This is a genomic window from Nocardia sp. NPDC055165 (assembly GCF_053606985.1).
The window spans coordinates 197,422-216,725 of the sequence record NZ_JBSGSS010000009.1 but is presented as its reverse complement, the minus strand read 5'-3'; the positions used below and the strand labels follow the sequence as shown (position 1 = coordinate 216,725).

General features: G+C 69.1%; 12 protein-coding genes. 2 read left to right on the top strand and 10 right to left on the bottom strand.

Translation table 11 applies throughout. The annotated features are described in order from the left end of the window. Window positions 1–21: 21 nt before the first annotated feature. The 4 genes from ACWFRF_RS20315 to ACWFRF_RS20300 form a co-directional block, all read right to left on the bottom strand. Window positions 22–1,476, bottom strand: coding sequence for an FAD-dependent monooxygenase (locus tag ACWFRF_RS20315; RefSeq protein WP_452451568.1), 1,455 nt, complete (start codon window positions 1,474–1,476; stop codon window positions 22–24). A 20-nt stretch (window positions 1,477–1,496) separates the two neighbouring features. Next, window positions 1,497–3,245: an acetyl/propionyl/methylcrotonyl-CoA carboxylase subunit alpha gene (locus ACWFRF_RS20310; RefSeq protein WP_452451792.1), complete on the bottom strand. Its 1,749-nt coding sequence runs from the start codon at window positions 3,243–3,245 to the stop codon at window positions 1,497–1,499. Window positions 3,246–3,274: 29 nt separating this feature from the next. Continuing rightward, on the bottom strand, window positions 3,275–4,450 hold the full coding sequence (locus tag ACWFRF_RS20305) for an acyl-CoA dehydrogenase family protein (protein ID WP_378994815.1): 1,176 nt from the start codon (window positions 4,448–4,450) through the stop codon (window positions 3,275–3,277). A 285-nt stretch (window positions 4,451–4,735) separates the two neighbouring features. After that, the gene (locus ACWFRF_RS20300; RefSeq protein ID WP_452451566.1) at window positions 4,736–6,088 is read right to left on the bottom strand and encodes a LuxR C-terminal-related transcriptional regulator; all 1,353 of its coding nucleotides are present in this window, start codon (window positions 6,086–6,088) and stop codon (window positions 4,736–4,738) included. Window positions 6,089–6,684: 596 nt separating this feature from the next. On the opposite strand from ACWFRF_RS20300, the gene ACWFRF_RS20295 reads away from it, so the two are divergent. Beyond that, window positions 6,685–7,563 (top strand): sulfurtransferase, encoded by an 879-nt coding sequence (locus tag ACWFRF_RS20295; RefSeq protein ID WP_452451565.1) that lies wholly within the window; start codon window positions 6,685–6,687, stop codon window positions 7,561–7,563. Between the two features lie 44 nt (window positions 7,564–7,607). Beyond that, window positions 7,608–8,279, top strand: a complete 672-nt coding sequence (locus ACWFRF_RS20290) for a histidine phosphatase family protein (RefSeq protein ID WP_452451563.1) — start codon at window positions 7,608–7,610, stop codon at window positions 8,277–8,279. A gap of 1 nt (window position 8,280) precedes the next feature. On the opposite strand, the gene car is transcribed toward ACWFRF_RS20290, so the two are convergent. Genes car through ACWFRF_RS20260 form a run of 6 tightly spaced genes read right to left on the bottom strand, consistent with a single transcriptional unit; the run spans window position 8,281 to window position 19,295 of the window. Next, the gene (gene car / locus ACWFRF_RS20285; protein WP_452451562.1) at window positions 8,281–11,715 is read right to left on the bottom strand and encodes a carboxylic acid reductase; all 3,435 of its coding nucleotides are present in this window, start codon (window positions 11,713–11,715) and stop codon (window positions 8,281–8,283) included. Between the two features lie 4 nt (window positions 11,716–11,719). Continuing rightward, window positions 11,720–12,475 carry an SDR family oxidoreductase gene (locus tag ACWFRF_RS20280; protein WP_452451560.1) on the bottom strand — a complete coding sequence of 252 codons (756 nt, stop codon included), beginning with the start codon at window positions 12,473–12,475 and terminating at the stop codon, window positions 11,720–11,722. Beyond that, window positions 12,472–13,308 (bottom strand): TauD/TfdA family dioxygenase, encoded by an 837-nt coding sequence (locus ACWFRF_RS20275; RefSeq protein WP_387445134.1) that lies wholly within the window; start codon window positions 13,306–13,308, stop codon window positions 12,472–12,474. The genes ACWFRF_RS20280 and ACWFRF_RS20275 overlap by 4 nt, the downstream gene beginning before the upstream one ends. Continuing rightward, complete coding sequence (locus tag ACWFRF_RS20270; protein ID WP_449962729.1) at window positions 13,292–14,590, bottom strand: aspartate aminotransferase family protein; 1,299 nt, start codon at window positions 14,588–14,590, stop codon at window positions 13,292–13,294. Before ACWFRF_RS20270 ends, ACWFRF_RS20275 begins: the two co-directional genes overlap by 17 nt. Window positions 14,591–14,616: 26 nt before the next feature. Beyond that, a complete protein-coding gene (locus ACWFRF_RS20265; RefSeq protein WP_452451557.1) occupies window positions 14,617–18,759 on the bottom strand; it encodes an AMP-binding protein in 4,143 nt (1,380 codons plus the stop codon). Further along, complete coding sequence (locus ACWFRF_RS20260; RefSeq protein ID WP_452451556.1) at window positions 18,756–19,295, bottom strand: DUF6309 family protein; 540 nt, start codon at window positions 19,293–19,295, stop codon at window positions 18,756–18,758. Before ACWFRF_RS20260 ends, ACWFRF_RS20265 begins: the two co-directional genes overlap by 4 nt. Window positions 19,296–19,304: the final 9 nt, after the last annotated feature.

The following is a 19,304-nucleotide window of genomic DNA, read 5'->3' as shown; positions in this document are numbered from 1 at the left end:
ACTTCCCCTTCTCTCGGATGTTCATCGGGCCGGCCCGAACCAGCGGTCCAGGACGGTCGGCAGGTCGTTGTGCGTACCGGGGGCGACCCAGGCCACATGGCCGTCGGGCCGTACCAGCAGCGCGGTGGTGCGCGCGTCGGCGTCGATCGGTTCGGTGGCGGTCGCGGTGACCACGTCGATGCGGTCGGTCCACGGCTGGGCCCGGTGGCGCAGCGCCGGGTTGTCGGTGAGGTCGAGCAGAACGCCCCGGCCCGGCCGCAGCAGGGCGGCGGTGTCGGTGGCGTGCGCGCCGCGCGCGAGCCGGCGCCGTGGCAGCCGGGCGCCCAGCAGCGGGTGGGACCCGCCGCCCACGTCGTAGCGGATGTCGAGTCCGGTGACCCTGGCCGCGAGGTGCCGTTCCACCTCCGGATAGGCGACGAGTTCGCGCAGCACCTCACGCAGTGGCCCGACCTCCTCGCCACCGAGGATGAACAGGCTCTGCGCCTTGGTGTTGGCCAGCAGCCGCTGCCCGACCGGGTGACGTTCCCCGTGGTAGGTGTCGAGCAGGGTGGCCGGTGCCCTGCCGCGGCTCACCGCGGCGAGCTTCCAGCCGAGGTTCACCGCGTCCTGGATGCCGGTGTTCATGCCCTGCCCGCCCGCGGGCAGATGGACGTGCGCCGCGTCGCCCGCGAGCAGCACCCGCCCCCGCCGGTACTCGGTGACCAGACGCGCGGCGTCACCGAAGGCGCTCACCCAGACCGGTTCCGCGTGCGAGATGTCGACATCGGTCAGCCGCTTCCAGACGTCGGCGACCTCGGCGAAATCCGGTGGGCCGGTGCGACGCCGGGGTGCGGCGCCGCGTTCGCCGACGATGATCCGATAGGCGCCCCCGGGCAGCGGGGCGCTCATCACCATGCCGCCGGATACCTGCTGGCCGATCATCCGCGGCGCGATCTCCACCCCGCGGACATCGGCGAGCAGCAGTTCGGTGGTGGCCGGGGTGCCGGGGAAGTCGAACCCGGCGGCCTTGCGCACCACACTGCGGCCACCGTCGGCGCCGACGAGATAGCCGGCGCGCAACGGCGCGTGCTCCGCGAAGTGCACGGTGACGCCGTCGGCGTCGCTGTCGAGCCCGACGACTTCGTGTCCGCGCCAGATGTCGGCACCCAGCTCACGCGCCCAACCCTCCAACACCGCTTCGGTCGTCGACTGGGGCACCACGCGTGGCGCTTCCAGCGGTGCGCCGAGGACTGTGAGGTCGAGCGGAATCCCGCCGAAATGCCCCGCCGAACCGGTCTCCACCGCGCCGAAGCGGCCGAGCAGTCCGCGCTGGTCGAGCACTTCGGTGGTGCGCAGGGTCAACCCGATGCCACGCGATTCCCCGGTGCGGGCGGGCAGCCGGTCGACGACGATCACGTCGACGCCCGCCAGCCGCAGTTCCCCGGCCAGTGTCAGCCCGGTCGGTCCCGCGCCTGCCACGATGACGGCAGCGTCCATGGTTACCTCCTGAATTCCGTTCATGCCGCATGACTTCCGGAGTCGTCGAGGCGGCACACTGTGGTGCCGGAGCTCACCGTCGTGCCGACGGTGGCGGTCAATTCGCGCACGATGCCCGCCCGGTGCGCGGTGAGCGGCTGTTCCATCTTCATGGCCTCGAGAACGGCGACGAGGTCGCCGGAATCGACCCATTGCCCTTCTGTCACAGCGATTTTCACGACGGTGCCCTGCATCGGCGCGACCAGCGCGTCGGAGGCGGAGGCGCCGCGTCCACCGCGTGCGGTGCGAGCGCTGCGGCGTGGCGCCGCGATGCCGATGCGGTCGGGGGCAGGCAGCGAGACCTCGACCCGGCGGCCGCTGATCTCCACGACCACCGTCTCCCGCTGGGGTTCGACTGTCGTCTCCGCCGTGATGTCCTGCGCGGCGATGCGATTGTCGAAGTCGGTCTCGATCCAGCGGGTGTGCACCGTGAACGGCACGCCGGTGAAGGCCGGGTCGTCGAGCACCGCGCGGTGGAACGGCAGCGTCGTCGCGACGCCGTCCACGGTGAGCTCGGCGAGCACCCGGCGCGACCGCGCCAGCGCTTGATTGCGGTCGGCGCCGGTGACGATCACTTTGGCCAGCAACGAGTCCCAGGCCGGGCCGATCACCGATCCCTGCTCCACGCCGGTGTCGACCCGCACCCCCGGACCCGAGGGCGTGGCGAACTTCGTCACCGTGCCCGGCGCAGGCAGGAAGCCACGCCCCGGGTCCTCGGCGTTGATGCGGAATTCCAGCGCGTGCCCGCGCGCGGGCGGGTCGTCGTAGCCGAGGGGTTCACCGCGGGCGATCCGGAACATCTCCCGGACCAGGTCGATCCCGGTCACTTCCTCGCTCACGGGATGTTCGACCTGCAGCCGGGTGTTCACCTCCAGGAACGACAGCGTCCCGTCTCGCCCGATCAGGAATTCGCAGGTGCCCGCGCCCACGTACCCCGCCTGGGACAGGATCGCCTTCGACGCCCGGTACAGCTCGTCGCGTTGGGCGTCGGTGAGAAACGGTGCGGGCGCCTCCTCCACCAGCTTCTGGTGGCGGCGCTGCAACGAGCAGTCCCTCGTCGACACCACCACCACATGCCCGAAGACATCGGCGAGGCACTGGGTTTCCACGTGACGCGGCTGCTCGAGGTAGCGCTCCACGAAGCACTCCCCGCGCCCGAAGGCGGCGGTGGCCTCGCGCACCGCCGCGTCGAACAGCTCGGCGATCTCCGCGCGCTCACGCACCACCCGCAACCCGCGACCTCCGCCACCGTGGGCGGCTTTGATCGCGATCGGCAGTCCGTGCCGGTCGGCGAAATCGACCGCCTCGGCAGCGCCGGCGATGGGGTCCCGCGTGCCCGGCACGAGCGGCGCGCCGACCGCCTCGGCGATGCGCCGGGCCGACACCTTGTCACCCAGCGCACGGATCGCCGCGGGCGGCGGGCCGATCCAGGTGAGACCGGCGTCGAGCACCGCTTGCGCGAAATCGGCGTCCTCGGAAAGGAATCCGTAGCCGGGGTGCACCGCGTCCGCACCGGCGGCGGCTGCCGCGCGCAGCAGTTTCGCGGCGTCGAGGTAGCTCGTCGCCGGCGTGTCCCCGCCCAGCGCGTACGCCTCGTCGGCCAGCCGCACATGGGGTGCGTCCCGATCGGGTTCGGCGTAGACCGCGACCGCGGCCAATCCTTCGTCGCGGCACGCGCGCACGACGCGGACCGCGATCTCGCCCCGATTGGCGATGAGTACCTTGCGCATGGTCGCTGCTCCCTGTCGCTTCGTCACGGTCACAGGTAGACGGTGTTGGGCGGCAGGCCGACCAGCGAACGGCCGTACAGCTCGATGTTCACGCTGGGCGTGATCATCGCGTGCAGCGAGGTCGCGTGGATATCGCGCTGCAACCGCGCGATCGGCACGTCGCGCTGGATCGAGGAACCGCCACTGGCTTGGGCCAAGATCTCCACCGCCTGCTTGGCCTGGTGGGCCACCCAGCCGATCTGCACCCGCGACCAGACCCGTTCCTGTTCGGTCCACGCCTCGTTCGCCGCGGCCTTCGCATCGATCACGTCGGCGTAGGTCCGCGCCCGCGCCTCGGCGTCCTCGATCAGCAAGGCCGCCTCGCCGACCTGCAAATGGGTGACCGGGGCGTCGAGCTGGCTGGCGTAATCGGTGTAGGTGATGGGCCGACCGGGCAGCCGTTCGACGAACGCCGCCAGCGCCGCCCGCGCCGCACCGACCAGCTGACCGGTCTGGATCGCGGTGACCGGCACCAGCACCGGCGCCGCGTACTGCGGCTTGAGCACGTTCACCGCCGACTTGGACCGATTCTGGTAGAAGTCCTCGCCGGTGATCACCCGGTGCTCGGGCACGAACACGTTCTCGGCGATTGTCGAGACGCTGCCGGAGCCTTCCAGCCCGGAGGTGTACCAGTCGTCGACGATGCGCAGATCAGCCGTGGGCACCAGGGCGAAGATCGGCACCGGCTCGGCACCGGGCTCGGTCGGCAGCGCCACGGTGACCTTCCAGTGTGCGTGCAGCACACCGCTGTTGAAGCGCCACGTGCCGTTCAGTACCCACCCGCCGTCGACTTTCGTCGCGGTACCGGTGGGCGCGGTGGTGCCCGAGATCCGCACGTTCGGTGTCGCGAAGACCTCGTCGAGTGCGGCGTCGGGCCACAGTGCCGACATCCAGGTGAGCGAGGCGTAGATCGACAGGCAGAAGGCCACCGACGTGTTGCCACGGGCGACCTCGGCGAGCACGTCCACGAAATCCCGGGTGTTGGATTCGTAGCCGCCGTACTGCGCGGGAACCTGCATGTTCAGCAGCGAGGATTCCTCGATCGCGTCGATGACATCGTCGGGCAGGCGGCGGTTCTCGTCGATCCAGCGAGCCCGCGAACGCAATAGCGGCGCCAGCTTCGTGGCCCGCTCGACGAGTTCCTCACGGGACGGGTTGGTAGACATGGTCGATTCCTCTCGCCGAATATCGTGAATACCGAAGCGGTATCGAAGAAGTTCGAGAATTATTCGGCGACAACGCTGCTCACCGATCACCGAAAATCTCGCACAGAATTCGGCGACGATTCAAGAGCTGCGGAACGACTCTACGGTCGACCCGTAGGTTCTCCCCGGGGAAACCACAGGATCATCACCAGGGCAACGCCTTCGGAACCGATGGCACACGCACAAAAGACGGCAGTCGTGTGGAACACGACTGCCGTCCGAGTAATTCGACTACCGGAAACTACCTCACGCGCACTCCCGCGCATTCATTACCCCGGCCAGTTGACGCCGACCCGCGATACCGAGTTTCCGGTACACATTGGACAGGTGGAACTCGACGGTGCGCACCGTCAGGAACAACTGCTCGGCGATTTCCTTGTTGCTGAGCCCCCGCACCGCGAGGCCGGCGATCTTGCGCTCCTGTCTGGTCAAGCCGGTCTCTCGATGCTGTGTGTCCAAGGCGCCGAGGACCGAGCCCGCGCGCTGCAGTACGGGGCCGCTACCGGCGGCGGCCGCGAGCTCGGTGGCCGCCGTGACAGCCCACCGCGATCGCTCCACATCGCCCTCGACCGCGTGCAACTGCCCCAGATCACACAGTGCGCCCATCAGCTCGTAGCGTGCTTCAGCGAGTTCGAGCAGCTCTACGGCACGTTCGAGCGCGCCCACCGACCGACTGTCGCGCCGCGCCATACCGACCGCGTGCAGGGCCCGTCCCACCGCCCCCGGTGAACCCCAGCGCCGGGCTGCGGCCAGCTCGTCGTCGGCCAGTGCCGACGCGAGATCGCACCGGCCGAGCGCGGCCGCCACCAGCGCGGCGCGGGAACGCCACGGAACGATCGCCGGATTGGCCACATTCAGTGCGGTCAACACCTTTCCGCAGGCCAGGTAGTCCGCCAGGCTGCGCTCGAGGTCGCCTTCGGCGCGATGCAGCGCACCTCGGGCGGCGAGCACGTGCGCGTGGTCGGGCATCGCGTCCACCGCGCTCATCCGGTCCTCGAACAGACACCGGGCACTGCTCAGATCGCCGACCTGAACCAGCGCCTCGACGAGCCAGGCCAGCGCCATGCCGCGCAGCGCGGGTGACACACCGCGACGCAGCAGCGGTTCCATCGCCGCGATCGCCGCGGCGGGGCGACCGGACTGCGCGTCGATCCTGGCGCGAATGAGCGTCAGCGCTTCGAAGAGGCGGAACGAGATCTCGCCGCGTCCGTCGGACAGCAGCCGGGTGCAGTACGCCGCGGCCTCGGCACATCGGTCCGCGTAGACCAGGGCCAGCAGAGCCAGCCACAGACATCCCGGGTCGGGCTCGTCGGATTCGGCATCGAGCACGACTTCCGACCGCCGGACGATGGTCTCCCGGTCCAGAACTCCGCAGTGCACGAAAAGCATGTTCTGCACGCCGCCGCACAGGGTCTCGGCATCGCCGAAACGGAGGCGGGCCTCGGCGCGACCGACGCCGGACAGATAGTCGACCTTGTCGGTGAGCCGGGAGTCTCGGCGTTCACACCATGTCGATTCCGCGTGACCACATCGCACCGGCTCGACGCACCCCGAGTTTCGGGGTGTTTTGATCGACAACACCTTCTGACGTTCCGACATAACATTCATTACGCTCGGGGCCGATAGGCCTTCCGAACGGGACACAGGATGATCGGTCATGAAGTCTCCCTGGTGCAGCAAGCCGAGCTTCCACGACCATGCCGTCGAAGGCCGCGAAAATCCCCCCGGTTGTCAAAGTACCAGCGACACAGCGCAATTCTGAGTGATGTTCAACATATGAATACGATGATCTTATCTCTTGCAGATCACATCGTGAATTATCGACTCGCACACGCTATTACCCGAACAAGATCGAGCATTGCCATGACACCGAATGTGATGGTAATCGTACGCGCAATGGGATGGATGCCACCGAGAGGCCTTGGCGCAGACCTCGAACCGGGGCACGCCCACGGCCCGGCGCGACTGGAGCCGGGCAAGTAGCCTCCTCGTCTCGTCGAACAGTCCCGATGTTCAACGGTAACGGGATAGTTCATCCATGTCATCTCGAAAGACCAGGCAACTGTATCCACGAGTTCAACTCGATGGCCCGAGAGGACACGGGTTTCACTCACGCAGATCGGTGGTCTGGTGCGAGCCCGGCGGTGCTCGCTAGATTCGGAATCCAGTGCCCACCAGTGCAATCGGAGGTCCCCATGGGGCAGACCGTCCATGACACGGTGTCCGTCTCCTGGCTCCGTGACCATCGGGGCGAGCCCGACCTGCTGGTCGTGGACGCGAGCACCGACTTCACTGTGCTCGACGACGCGACATTCACCCTCGAGTCGGGGCGCACCGCGTACGCGGCAGCCCATGTCCCGGGCGCGGTGTTCGCCGACCTACTCACCGACTTCGCCGATCCGGCGTCCGATCAACCGTGCACCGCACCGGAATCGGAGCGCTTCGCCGCGGCCGCAGGCGCGATCGGCATCGGCGACGGGGTACGCGTCGTCGTCTACGACCAGCACGACGGAATCTGGGCCACTCGCTTCTGGTGGCAGTTGCGTTTGGAGGGTTTCGACGACGTCGCGGTCCTCGACGGCGGCCTTCCCGCATGGCGGGCGGCGGGCGCCGAGGTTTCGGACTCCCCGGTGACACCCACACCGGCCACCTTCACCGCCCGCCGCCGCCCTGGCCTCATCCGATCCACCGACGAGGTGGAGGCGGCGACAGCCGATGACAAGTTCCTGCTCGTGGGCGTCCTGGACGCCGCGACCTATCGTGGCGAGACAGACGTTTTCGCCCGACCCGGCCACATCCCTGGAAGCATCAACCTGCCGATCGACCAGATCCGCGACCCGGAGACCGGCGCACTACGCCCCCTCGAGGAACTGCGGGTCTTGTTCGCTGCCGCGGGTCTGCTCGATCCAGCGATCACGCCCGTGACCTACTGCGGCGGAGGCGTCGCGGCAACGGGAGTCGCCCACGCGTTGGCACTGGTCGGGCGCGACGACGTCGCTGTCTACGACGGATCCCTGACCGCATGGACCGCCGACCCCACGCTACCTCTGGTCGTCGGCGAGCAGCCTGGTTGACCCAACAGCTCCGGTCGGCACTACGTGTGCCGGAACATGGAGGCATGGACAACGGTGGACAGAATTCGACGGGAAAGCTGGTCATGGTGCGCCATGGCGAGTCGCACGGCAATGTCGGCAAGCGGCTCGAAACTCGTATTCCCGGACCATCTCTCACCGAACGCGGCACCGCGCAGGCCGCACGATTCGGAGCCGCCGTCGCCGGTTCGCCGCGACTGTTCTGCTCGGCCGCGCTGCGGGCCCGCCAGACCGCCGAGCAGATCGAGTCGGTCGTCGGAGGTCCGGTGATTGTGCTGGACGGTGTGCACGAGGTGCAGGCCGGCAACTTCGAGGGAGTCGACACCGACGTCGCGCACCAGGCATTCCACCAGACCTATCAACGGTGGCACAGTGGGGAACTCGACCTGGCGGTTCCCGGCGGCGAAGCGGGCAACGACGTGCTCGACCGGTTCCTGCCGGCGCTCGAGGACCTGCGCACGCGGTACCTGACGCCGGGTGCGGGCACTGATGTGGTGCTGGTCAGCCACGGTATGGCGATGCGGCTGGCGGCCGGCGCGATCAGCGGTGTGCCCACGGCGTTCGCCGCGAGCACACGCCTCGACTTCACCCAGACGATCGAGCTGACGCCGCGCTACGGTCCGGCAGCGCAGTTCCTCGGCTGGGGATGTACTCGGTGGGGGCACCACGTCCCACCGTTCGGCGACATCGCTACGTAGCTCAGACGCTGTCCCCCAGCAGGTTCAGCGCCCGGAAGTCGGCGAGATACTTGCCGATGAGGGCGCGATCGAGATGCGGGACGGCCAGGCCGACGGCGCGCAGTGCTTCCTGAAACTGCTTGGTGGGCAGTGCTGTTCGTGGCTCGGCAGGTTGCCGATAGGCCGGCAGCAGCGGGAGCACCGAGCGACGGCGGAGCGGTTCGGGCAAACGGGTCAGTGCCGCTTCGAACCGGCCGAGCCACTCCGGATAGCTGTCGATCCGCCGCACGGGCAGCCCTGCTTCGATCAGCCAGTCCACCAGCCGGTCCAGTGAGACGCCGTCGTCGTGGGGATTGGCGACATGGAAGACCCGGTGATCCGGTCGGGGATCCCCCCCGAGCGCCGTGATCGCCGCGGCGGTGAAGTCGACCGGAAGCCCGTCGTAGTGATCGTGGACAGGCCCGCCACGGACGAACGACCGCGGCGCGACCCCGGTGGCGCCCAGGCTCACCAGCAGCCGGGTGAAGGTATCCGCGACATTGAGCTGACCGATGTAGCGGCGGTGTGCCAGGGCCATGTTCGAGCGGAACACCGTCACCGGGAGTCCGCAGCGGTCATGGGCTGTGCGCAGCAGTATCTCCCCCGCCCACTTTCCTGCCTCGTAGCCGTTGGCGTAGCTGTCGTCGATGCGGCGACCGGGTGCGGCGACCTGGATGTCAGCGTCCTCGTCGAGCGCCGAGGAGTCGGCGACCGCGATCGTGGACAGGAAGTCGACCGACTTGACGCGGGTGCTCGACGCCAGCCGGATGATCTCGGCGGTCCCCACCACATTCGCGTCGAACAGATGCCGGTACGGGAGAACATGATTGACGTGCGCTGCTGCATGCACGACATGGTCGACCCGCGCAGCCAGCCGCTCCCACTCCGAACGGCCTACGCCGAGAGCGGGTTGCGCGATATCGCCGACAACGATCTCGAGATGCCGGGCCGCCAGCGCCCGGAACTCCGCACGCAGATCGACGTCGCTGTCGAAGACGTCGTCGAGCCTGCATCGCGCCGCCGCCGGGTCCGCACCACGCACCAGACAGATCAGCGTGCCACCGATATCGGCCAGCCGGCGCAGCCATTCCAGACACAGGAAGCGCCCGATATAGCCGGTCGCACCGGTCAGCAGGACGGTGCCGGCGACCTCGGCGACCGAAGGTAGCGCGTGCGCCCGCGCGACCGTCGCCGGGTCGAGGAACGCCTCCAGCGTCAAGTCCTCGGCACGCACCTGGACAGTGTCGTCCCCGTGGACGGCAGCGAAGCTCGGGCGCGCGAACTCCGGCTGTCGTTGTCGCCTAACGTATTCCGCGATCGCGGCGAAGTCCGTGCCCGGACCGGTGAGCAGCCCGGCGGGCAACTCCACGTCGAGCAGTTCGCTCAGCAGGCTCGAATACGTCACGACAGCCAGCGAATCACCGCCCAGATCGGTGAAACTCGCGCCGACGGGCAGATCCTTCTCGGCACCGCCGACGACCGCCCTGGCAGCCCGCACGACGACATCGAGCAACGGAAGCTCGGCCGCGCGCGCCCGCAGTTCACGCAGTTCGGCCGCCCGGTCGTCGGCGTGATCACGATAGATCCCCTCCAACCTCGCCTCGTAGCGCTCCCGCACCTTCGGGCGAAGCAGCTTACCCAGGCCGGACAGCAGACCGTTGTCGGCGGTGAAAGGTGCTGTTTCGACCAGGAAGTCGCGCGGGATCTCGTGCGCGGCCAGCCCCGTCTCCGACGCCACCTCGTGCAGGGCCGCCGTGAGCGCCGAGTCCAGTGACCCGGCGGCCAGTGCTTCGTCGGTCGGCACGATCACCGCGAGCAGGTAGGCGCGCTCGCTGGAGCCGTAGACGAAGATCTGCCGGATCAGCGGGCTGGTCCCATAGACGGCCTCCAGCCGGGCTACCGTCACGAACTCGCCGTTGGACAGCTTGAGCACGTTGTTGCGCCGGTCGAGATAGACGAGGTGGTCGGGTGCGATCTCGGTCATGACATCGCCGGTGCGGTAGTAGCCCTCGGCGTCGAAGATCGCCGCGGACAGCTCGGGCCGGCGGTAGTAACCAGGGATCGCGGTGGATGCGCGCACCAGCAGTTCACCGCGCGGATGTGGCCGGTCGGTGGTGAAGTAGCCCAGCTCGGGCACGTCGAGCAGCTTGTAGTCGGTCACCGGCGGACGCTGGATGCGATGGTCGAGCAGGATGTCGAGTGCTTCGGTGGCGCCGTACCCGTCGTGCAGTGCGAAGCCGAGCAGTGCCTCGGCGAACAGTTTCGCGTCGGCTGCCATCGGGGCGCTACCGAAGATGGCGTACACCGCGCGCCCGCCGAGCACCTCGCGGCGCAGGGTGTCGAGGGCGGCCTCGCGCGCGAGGTCCGGGTCCGCGCCCGTTGCTCGGCGCCGGTCCACGTCGTCCCGGAACCGGTGCAGCAGCAGCTCACAGACCCTCGGCGCGAAAGCGATCTCCGTGGGCCGCACCAGCGCGAGGTCGTCGAGCAGAGTCGAACGATCGGGACACCCCGTGAAATAGGTGGTGCCGCCACGACCGAACGTGCCGTAGAGCGAAAGCCGCGCCGCCACATGGCTCATCGGCATATACGCCAGGGTGAGGGCGGGCACCGGACTGGCGTTGAGCCACATCCTGGTGACCAGCCGCTGGGTGTAGATCGCGCCTTTGGGCGTTCCGGTGCTGCCCGAGGTGTAGATGAGCAGGCTCATCGAGTCGGCGTCATCGACGAACAACGGAGCCGACGGCTCGGCACGGCCGTCGCTGACGATCTCGTCGAGCGTGCGCACGGCGACAAGGGGCAGTCGGCGTCGAGCGTCGGCGAGAATGCGGGCGTGCTCGTCGTCTCCGAGGTTCACATCGAAGATGATCAGAGCCCGTGGAAACCGCTGTGCCGGAATGCTTCCCACTACCCGGTCGAGGAACTCCACTCCTACCGCGAGGACGCGCGGCGCGGTCTCGGTCAGGATCGTTGTCAGTTCGCCACCGGAAGCGTTGGCCTGCAGCGGAACTGCCACCGCGCCCAGACGCACGCACGCGAGATCGAGCGTCGCGTAGTCGCCACCGGTGACCCCGAGGATCGCCACGAAGTCACCGGGTCGCAACCCGAAGCCCCACCAGGACGCCGCGACCGCACCGACGCGATCCCACAGCTCACGATAGGTGATGGTGTGGAACTCCGGCCGCAATCGTGTTGTTCGACAGCCTGTCTCACTGTCGACAACGAGTTCGGTGACCCGCTGCCCGACGGCGGGCCGATCACCGTAGCCGGTCATCACCGTCTCGGCGAGATGAGCCAACGGCAGTGCGGGTTGTCGAAGCTTCGCCGAGAGTTCTGGGTCGCGCAGCGCGGCCCTGGCCTGCGCGTCGCCCTCGCACAGGATCTCGATCCGGCGTTCCAGCGGAATGCCCGCACTGCCCATGGTCTCAGCCCCTGCCCACGAACGGCATCGTCGTCGGAAAGACGCCGAGAAATTGGATATTCGTGTCCAGCGGCATCGAGGCCATCAGCACCAGCGCCTCGGTGAACCGCTCGGCCGGGATGGTCTGTTCGACCGCCAGTGTGCCGTCGGCCTGCCGCGCCGCCGGTTGCCCACTGCCGTCGGGCGGCGTCACATTGCCGACATCTATTTGCCCGCAGGCGATTCCGTGCGCGCGCCCGTCCAGTGACAGCGCCCGGGTCAGGCCGAGCAGCGCGTGTTTGGCCGTCGTGTAGGCGATGGCATTGGGTCTGGGCGCGTGCGCGGACGGCGCGCCCATATTGATGATCCGGCCACCACAGGGCGACTGGGCACGCATCACGCGGAAGGCCTGCTGCGCGCACAGGAACGCCCCGGTGACGAGAGTGTCGAGTGCGCGATTCCAGTCCTCGACTCGGATGTCCTCGATGGGACAGCGCGGTACCGCCGCCCCGGCGTTGTTGAACAGCAGATCCAGGCGGCCGAAATACCGCTGCACTCCGGTGAACAGGTCGGCGACCGCGGTGGGATCGGTGATGTCGGCGGGTGCCACCAGGACTCGGCTCGCGGGGACGTTCGCGAGGTCGGCGGTCTCCTTCAGCAGTGTTTCGCGACGGCCGGTCAGCGCGACCGACCAGCCCTGCTCGAGCAGCGCGAGGGCCGCCGCGCGGCCCAGCCCACTACCCCCACCGGTGACCAGGGCGATGCGACCTTCGGTGCTCATCGGTTCTCCTTGTCCACCCACAGCCGCAGCACGCGGCGCGCTTTCGGTCCCGGTTGGTCGATGTAGGGCGATCGACCGTGCAGTGCCCGGCTGTTGCGGATGATCAGCAGATCGCCCGCGGCCAGCATCAGATCGAAGCCGACGCCGGGGCGGTGCAGCACCTCGTCGAGTACGTCGAGCGCGGCGAGCCGGGGTGCGTCGGCGGGGTCGTCGGCATTCAGCGAGGCACGCACGGTTCGGGTCTGGTAGTAGCAGCCGATGGTGCCGTCGGGCTGGGTGAACAGGATGGGCGACACCACGATCTGCGGTCCGGCACGGCCGGTGCGGTCGTAGGTCCAGTCGCCACGCAGCAGCGAAAGGGTCTCGCGGTCTTCGGCTTCCAGGATGTCGTTGACCCGGCGGGCGCCGGCGAGCCGCGTGAATCCCTGCCCGTCCGCCGCCGGTTGCAGACACACCAGGACCAGCAGATCGCAGGTGTCGCAATGGAATCCGAGTGCGGTGGCGCCGTCTCCCTCGCGATCTCGCAGGACCTGGCGCAGGTCGCCCGCGCCGTTCTGCGGAACGACCACGCCGATCCCGTCGAGCACGAACAGCAGCGTGCGGGTGATGTCGTCTTCCGAGGCGGCGGGATCGACGAAGTCGGCGACGTGGGCGAACCCCACCCGTTCGATAGCGCCGTCGACGAAGGCGTGCACGGCGGTCCGCACCTTGCCCGCGTCGTCGTCGGTCGCGGCGAGGGTGTCGCGGTCGTCGCCGGGCAGTCGCAGCGACCACACCGCGGGGTCGCGAGCGATCTCGGCTGCGTCCCAGCTGATCTCAACGGATTTCGACATGGTTGGTCCCGTTCCTTTCTGCGCCGTCACCGGTCGCGAGGCCGACGGCCTTCGACCACAGCGCGACCGCGGTGTCGATCTGGTCGGCTGTCACCACCAGCGCCGGAATCATCCGGACGACATTTCCGTAGGGTCCACAGGTCAGCAGCAACAGCCCCAGCGCCGCGGCGGCCTGCTGCGCGCGTTTGGCGGTGTCGGGATCCGGTGTGCCCTCGGGCGTGCAGAACTCGATGCCGATCATCAGGCCGAGCCCACGGACGTCCGCGATACCGGGAACGGCCAGCGCGTCGGCGCGAATCGCGGCGAGCAGTCGTTCACCCTGGACAGCGGCGTTCTCGACCAGCTGCTCGTCCCGGATCACCGCCAAGGTCGCCAGGGCGGCCGCGCAGGCCACGGCATTGCCGCCATAGGTTCCGCCCTGCGAGGACGGCCAGGCCCGGCGCATCAGCTCGGTCGACGCGGCGATGGCCGAGAGCGGGAACCCGCTCGCCAAACCCTTGGCGGTGACCAGGATGTCGGCGCGCGCATCCGGTTCGTGCTGATGCGCCCAGAATTTCCCGGTGCGGCCGAACCCGGTCTGCACCTCGTCGAGGATCAGCAGCATGCCGTGGCGATCGGCCCGTTCACGCAGTCCGGCGAGGAATCCCGGCGGTGCGGGCACATAACCCCCCTCACCGAGCACGGGTTCGACGAGCAACGCGGCGGTCTCGGCGGGCGCGGTCACAGTGGCCAGGACATGATCGAGACCGTGCAGCGCGTGGTCGACGGCGGCCTCCTCGCTCAGGCCGAGCCGGAACGCCGCCGGGAACGGTGCCACCGCCACACCGGGCATCAGCGGCCCGATACCGGCCCGGTATCGGGTCGAGGCGGTGGTCAGGGCGGCCGCCCCCATCGTGCGGCCGTGGAAGGAGCCGTCGAAGACGACGACGTTGGGTCTGCCCGTGGCGTGCCTGGCCAGGCGTACCGCGGCCTCGATCGCCTCACTGCCGGAGTTGCTGTAGAACAGCGAATCCAGACCGGGCGGCAGCACCGAGCCGAGCTGCGCGGTCAGTTCGAGCAGCGGCTCGTGCAGGACCGTCGTGTACTGGCCGTGGATCAAGCGAGCGACCTGCTGTTGCGCGGCCTCCACGACGCGGGGATGGCAGTGGCCGGTGCTGGTCACCCCGACACCGGCGGTGAAATCGAGATACTGCTCGCCTGCCGCGTCGAACAGATACATTCCCGCACCGCGGCATGCGGTGACGGAAGTGGCCTGGGCGAGAACCGGGGAAAGCTCGGACATTCGACCTCCTATCGATGAGATGTGGGTCAGGCGGTGCGGTCGGCGGTCGCGACGGCCGGGAAGTACCCGGCCTCGGCCCCCCACGCCAGCGCGGTCGACCACCATCGCGGGGTCGGCGCGGCGAAATGGATGCCGAGCCGGTTGAGCGCGGCGACAGTCCAGGAACTATCGATCCGCACATTGCGGTCCGCGTCGTGGTGCGACCACGCCATGGCCTGCCGCACCGCGGCCGAATGCGACCGCTCGACCCGGGCGAGTGCGGCCGTGAACGCGGTGTCGTCGGTGAGCACGACCGGGTAGCCGGCCGCGGCACTCCAGGCCACGAGCTCGTCGTGGGCCACCAGATGCGGGGTTTCGACGTGATAGACCCCGGGCGCGCAGGCGGGTCGGCCTGCCAGTGTGGCGATCGCCGCGGCGACGGTGTCGACATAGGAGAACCCGAAACTCACCGCGGGCCGACGTGGCGCGGCACCGGCGAGCAGGTAGCCGCGGATCATCTGGTAGACGCGGTTGTCCCCGATATTGCGTTGGAACGCCCCGGTCCGGCTGTCGGCCGCGATGTGCCCGCTGCGATGGATATAGCACTGCCGACCCTGGGCCGCCCACCGTCGCACGGTCAGTTCGGCCCCGAATTTGGCCCGTTCGTAGGGCGTTCGGAAGTACTGGCCGATCCGCAGGTCGGCTTCGCTGAATCGTCGCACGGTGCCCTCGACACCGCCGGCGACGCCGAGGGTCGACAGGTGGTGGAACCGGGCGTCGGGTGCGTGCGCGTCGATCCAGGCAAGGAGTCCGGACACCGCGGTGTGGTTGGTTCGTTCGAGTTCGGCGGGTGCGGCGACCAGTCGGGTGTCGGCGGCGGCGTGGATGATCACCTGCGCCCGGCCCGCCGTGCGGGTCGCGTCGACCGACATCCCGAGGTCGGTCCGGGTGATGTCACCGGCGAGCACCCGGATACCCCGCACGTGGCGCAGCCGCTGCCGGGCCTCGATGTCGCGCTCCCCGCGCACCAGACACGTCACCTGCGCGTTGCGTGCGAGCAGCGCCGAGAGCAGATGTCCGCCCAGATAGCCGGTCGCGCCGGTGACCAGCACTCGGGGCGCCTCCTCGACCACCCGCACCGCGGCCCGCGGTGCGCGCGCGCCCGCGAGCAGAACCTGCCCCGACGTCGATAGTGCCGATGTCGTGGCGGGGGCGGCGACCGTGCCCGCGTACTCGGCGACGGCACCGGCGAAACGGGTCATGATCTGGCGCGCCCGGTCGTCGGAGTCCGGGGACCCCGGGTGCACGAGGTCGGTGACGAGGCGGCCCTCGACGATGCGAGCGGTGAGCTTGAGCCGATAGAGCAGGTCGCAGTGGGGATTGCGCGCGGTACCCGCCTGTTCCGGCGCGACCGACCAATCCAGGGTCTGCTTGTCCGGCAATTCGTACGTGCCGAGAAAATTGAACCCGATGTCGGGGCGCGCACCCACGGTGTCCATCGGCTGCTCGGGCGTGCCCGCGAGGAGGCGTTCGATCTCCGCGGCGGAGTGGGTGGGCTCCGACGGTGAACGTCGTTCCAGCAGTATCCATTTGGCGGCGGTGAACCAGCCGACCGTATCGAGGTACTCACCGCCGCCGTCACCGGCGTCACGGCCGTGGGTCTCCACCTCGACCGCGAGCGACTGCTCCTCACCGCGCTGCACCGCCGCGGCGAATGCCGACAGCAGCAGGGCTTCGAGCCCTTGCGCACCGCCGTACTCGCGGACGAGCGCGGCCGTCGCGGTCCGGTCCAACGTCCACACCAGGCTCGCTGGTCGTGGCGCCGGCCCGATCGTGCGAGCCGGGCGCCGCACCACCGCGGCCACGGAGCCGCCACGATCGGCCGCCCAGCGGTAGTAGTCACCGGTACCCGGCAGGTCGAACTGCTTGCCGTGCAATGCCGTTCGATACGCGTAGGCGAGATCGTCGAGCAGGATGTGCCAGGAGAACCCGTCGACGGCCAGGTGGTGGACCACGATGGCGAGGCGATCGTCGTGGTCGTCACCGCCGTCGAACAGGTGCACGCGCAGGAGCCGCCCCGCCGCCGGGTCCAGGCCGAGGTGCAAGTCGGTGCAGGTACCCTCGACGAACTCCGCGATCCCCGCGGCCGATCGCGGCAGCCGGGAGAACGAGACCGTCGCCACCTCGTCGACGGCGCGACAGGCGCCTGGTCCGGTGGGCCCGATCTCGGTACGCAGCACAGCATGTCGCTCGGCAAGATCGGTCACTGCGCGCGACAGGACACCGGCGTCTACAGCGTGACCGCAGCGCAGCACCACCGACTGATTCCACTGCCGGTGATCACCGACCGGCTGTGCGAACATCCACCGCTGGGCAGGCCCGAGCCGGCGACCGGGCTGCTGTCCCCCGCCGGCCTTCGACGCGCCGGCGTCGATCGGTCGTGCGACCGCCGCCAGCCGCCGCGGAGTCGCATGCTGGTAAAAGTCGTCGAAAGTCACGCGCTGACCACGCCGGTAGAGGTAGGCGATCGTGCGCATGGCCAGAATCGAATCGCCACCGAGGTCGATGATGTCGGCCTCCGGATCGACCGACTGCACTCCCAGCGCACCTGCCCACAATGCGGCGATGCTGTGCGCGAGGCCGCCCGCCGGATCGTCGCCTCGACGAGTCGAGCCGGCGGCACCGCCCGCACGGGAGTCGAGCAGTGCGGTCACCATCACGCCGACGCGGGGGCGATCCAGCTTGCCCGTGGATCCCAGCGGCAGTTCCGGCAGCACGAAGATCGGCTGTGGCACCGCGTAACCCGGCAGCACTTCGTGCAAGTAGGCACGCAGTGCCGCCAGTGTCGCGGCATCGTCGGTGCGCGGCGTCAGCCGAACAGCCGCACGGAGCCGAGGGCCCACGGCCGTCGACTGGACGACCACGGCTGCCCGCTCGACGCCGGGCACGCACTCGGCGGCTCGTTCGACCTCGGCGGGATCGACCCGGAACCCCCGAACTTTCACCTGACGGTCGACGCGGCGCACGAACACGAGTGCTCCGTCCGCGCGCCGCCGACAGATGTCGCCGGTGCGGTAGACCCGGTCGTCGTCGCGCGGTACGAACTTTCTCGCGGTGTCGCCCGGTGACCCGAAATAGCCTGCGGTGACCCCCCTTCCGCCGATGTACAGCTCACCCTCCGATCCGTCGGGGACCGGCTCGCCCCGGTCGTCGAGCAAGCGCAGCGTCGTTGTCGCGCCGATGGCCGTTCCGATGGGAACGACCTCCTCCTCTGGCAGTTCGGCCGCCGTGGTCGCAACGAAGCACGTCGCGCCGACGGTCGTCTCGGTGGGACCGTAGTGATTGACCACCCGGTGCGCGATACCGCGGGTGAGCAAGCTCGCGGCGAAGGTGCGGGAGAGCGGTTCGCCGCCGAGCAGCACCGCGTCCAAAGGCTCACGGTCCGCGTCCTGTTCGAGTGCGCCCAGGTGAGACGGCGTCGTCTTCAGTACCGAGATACCCGCCCGGCGCACCGCGGGCCAGAAGGCCGCTGGGTCGCGGGTGTCGCGATCGGCGACGACGTGCACCGAACCAGCGCTGGCCAGTGCGAGCAACCACGCCGTGTGGCCGAGATCGGCCGCCAATGTCGTGACATGTCCGACGCACGGCGCGTTGCCGGCATCGAAACCCAGCCGTTCGCACAGTGCCCGCGCATAGTGAGTCGCGTTGCCGTGTGTGACCGCGACCGCCTTCGGCTCGCCCGAGGACCCGGACGTGAACGAGAGATAGGCGAGGTCACCGGCATCGACGTGGCACGCACCGCCCCGTGCGTCGCTCTCGATCGCCTCGACCGGATCGATGACGACCGATCCGTAGTCGGTGACCGTCGCCGACACCGCACAGCGTGCCCCGACAGCGTCGAGTCGGCGACGCAATTGACCTGCACTCCACGAGGATTCGACCGGAACCGCGACCGCCCCGCGGCACCACACCCCGAACATCAGCGCGCATTGCCGGGCGTCTCGTTCGCCGAGAACAGCGACACGATCGCCTCGGGCGACCCCCGACGCGCGCAGTCGGTCCGCGGTCACCTCGGCTATTCGCTCGACCTCGCGATAGGTGAACACGCGGTCGGCATCGGCCAGTGCGGGTCGCTGTGGGTGTTCGCGCGCGTTACGCCGCAACAGGTCGATCAGCGTATCCGCGTTCATCGCCGCACACCTTCGCCGCGCAGCTCACCGGCCACGACACCGTCGATCAGATCCCCCTCGGGCAGCCTGCCCGCGAGTTCCCACGCGATCATGCGGTGCAGCCCGTCGAGGTGGAACAGTCCTTCCTCGGCCCGCAGATCGGCATAGTCGCTGTGCCCGGCCGGAGCGGCGCTGAGAAACACGGTGGTGAACGGCGCTTCGGTCAGGGCGGTGATCAGCCCCGTGCACACCGGGTTGGCGGCGGCCAGATCGGCCCGTTCGGTGCGCAGTCGCGCGGCCGCCTGTTCGACCGTCAGCCCGGTGCGCGGCACCAGTTCCCGCTCGCCGCCCTCGCTCAGATGCCAGGGCAGGGTCACCGCGGCCAGATCAGCCCGCGACAACAGCACCCGGGTCCAGGTGCCCGACAATTCGTCACCCCGGCGAAGATTGTCCTCCCCTTCGCGGAACCGCACGCCCTCTTCGGCCCCGTGCGCGCAATGCTCATCCCGGTAGATCGCCAATACCTTGGCGAGATCGCTGTCTCCGACGATTCTCATGATCGGGCG

What these genes read in the sequence shown, in the direction of transcription:
- ACWFRF_RS20315 (WP_452451568.1), bottom strand. Translation starts at nt 1,476, where the DNA reads ATGGACGCTGCCGTCATCGTGGCAGGCGCGGGACCGACCGGGCTGACA.
- ACWFRF_RS20310 (WP_452451792.1), bottom strand. Translation starts at nt 3,245, where the DNA reads ATGCGCAAGGTACTCATCGCCAATCGGGGCGAGATCGCGGTCCGCGTC.
- ACWFRF_RS20305 (WP_378994815.1), bottom strand. Translation starts at nt 4,450, where the DNA reads ATGTCTACCAACCCGTCCCGTGAGGAACTCGTCGAGCGGGCCACGAAG.
- ACWFRF_RS20300 (WP_452451566.1), bottom strand. Translation starts at nt 6,088, where the DNA reads ATGTCGGAACGTCAGAAGGTGTTGTCGATCAAAACACCCCGAAACTCG.
- ACWFRF_RS20295 (WP_452451565.1), top strand. Translation starts at nt 6,685, where the DNA reads ATGGGGCAGACCGTCCATGACACGGTGTCCGTCTCCTGGCTCCGTGAC.
- ACWFRF_RS20290 (WP_452451563.1), top strand. Translation starts at nt 7,608, where the DNA reads ATGGACAACGGTGGACAGAATTCGACGGGAAAGCTGGTCATGGTGCGC.
- car (WP_452451562.1), bottom strand. Translation starts at nt 11,715, where the DNA reads ATGGGCAGTGCGGGCATTCCGCTGGAACGCCGGATCGAGATCCTGTGC.
- ACWFRF_RS20280 (WP_452451560.1), bottom strand. Translation starts at nt 12,475, where the DNA reads ATGAGCACCGAAGGTCGCATCGCCCTGGTCACCGGTGGGGGTAGTGGG.
- ACWFRF_RS20275 (WP_387445134.1), bottom strand. Translation starts at nt 13,308, where the DNA reads ATGTCGAAATCCGTTGAGATCAGCTGGGACGCAGCCGAGATCGCTCGC.
- ACWFRF_RS20270 (WP_449962729.1), bottom strand. Translation starts at nt 14,590, where the DNA reads ATGTCCGAGCTTTCCCCGGTTCTCGCCCAGGCCACTTCCGTCACCGCA.
- ACWFRF_RS20265 (WP_452451557.1), bottom strand. Translation starts at nt 18,759, where the DNA reads ATGAACGCGGATACGCTGATCGACCTGTTGCGGCGTAACGCGCGCGAA.
- ACWFRF_RS20260 (WP_452451556.1), bottom strand. Translation starts at nt 19,295, where the DNA reads ATGAGAATCGTCGGAGACAGCGATCTCGCCAAGGTATTGGCGATCTAC.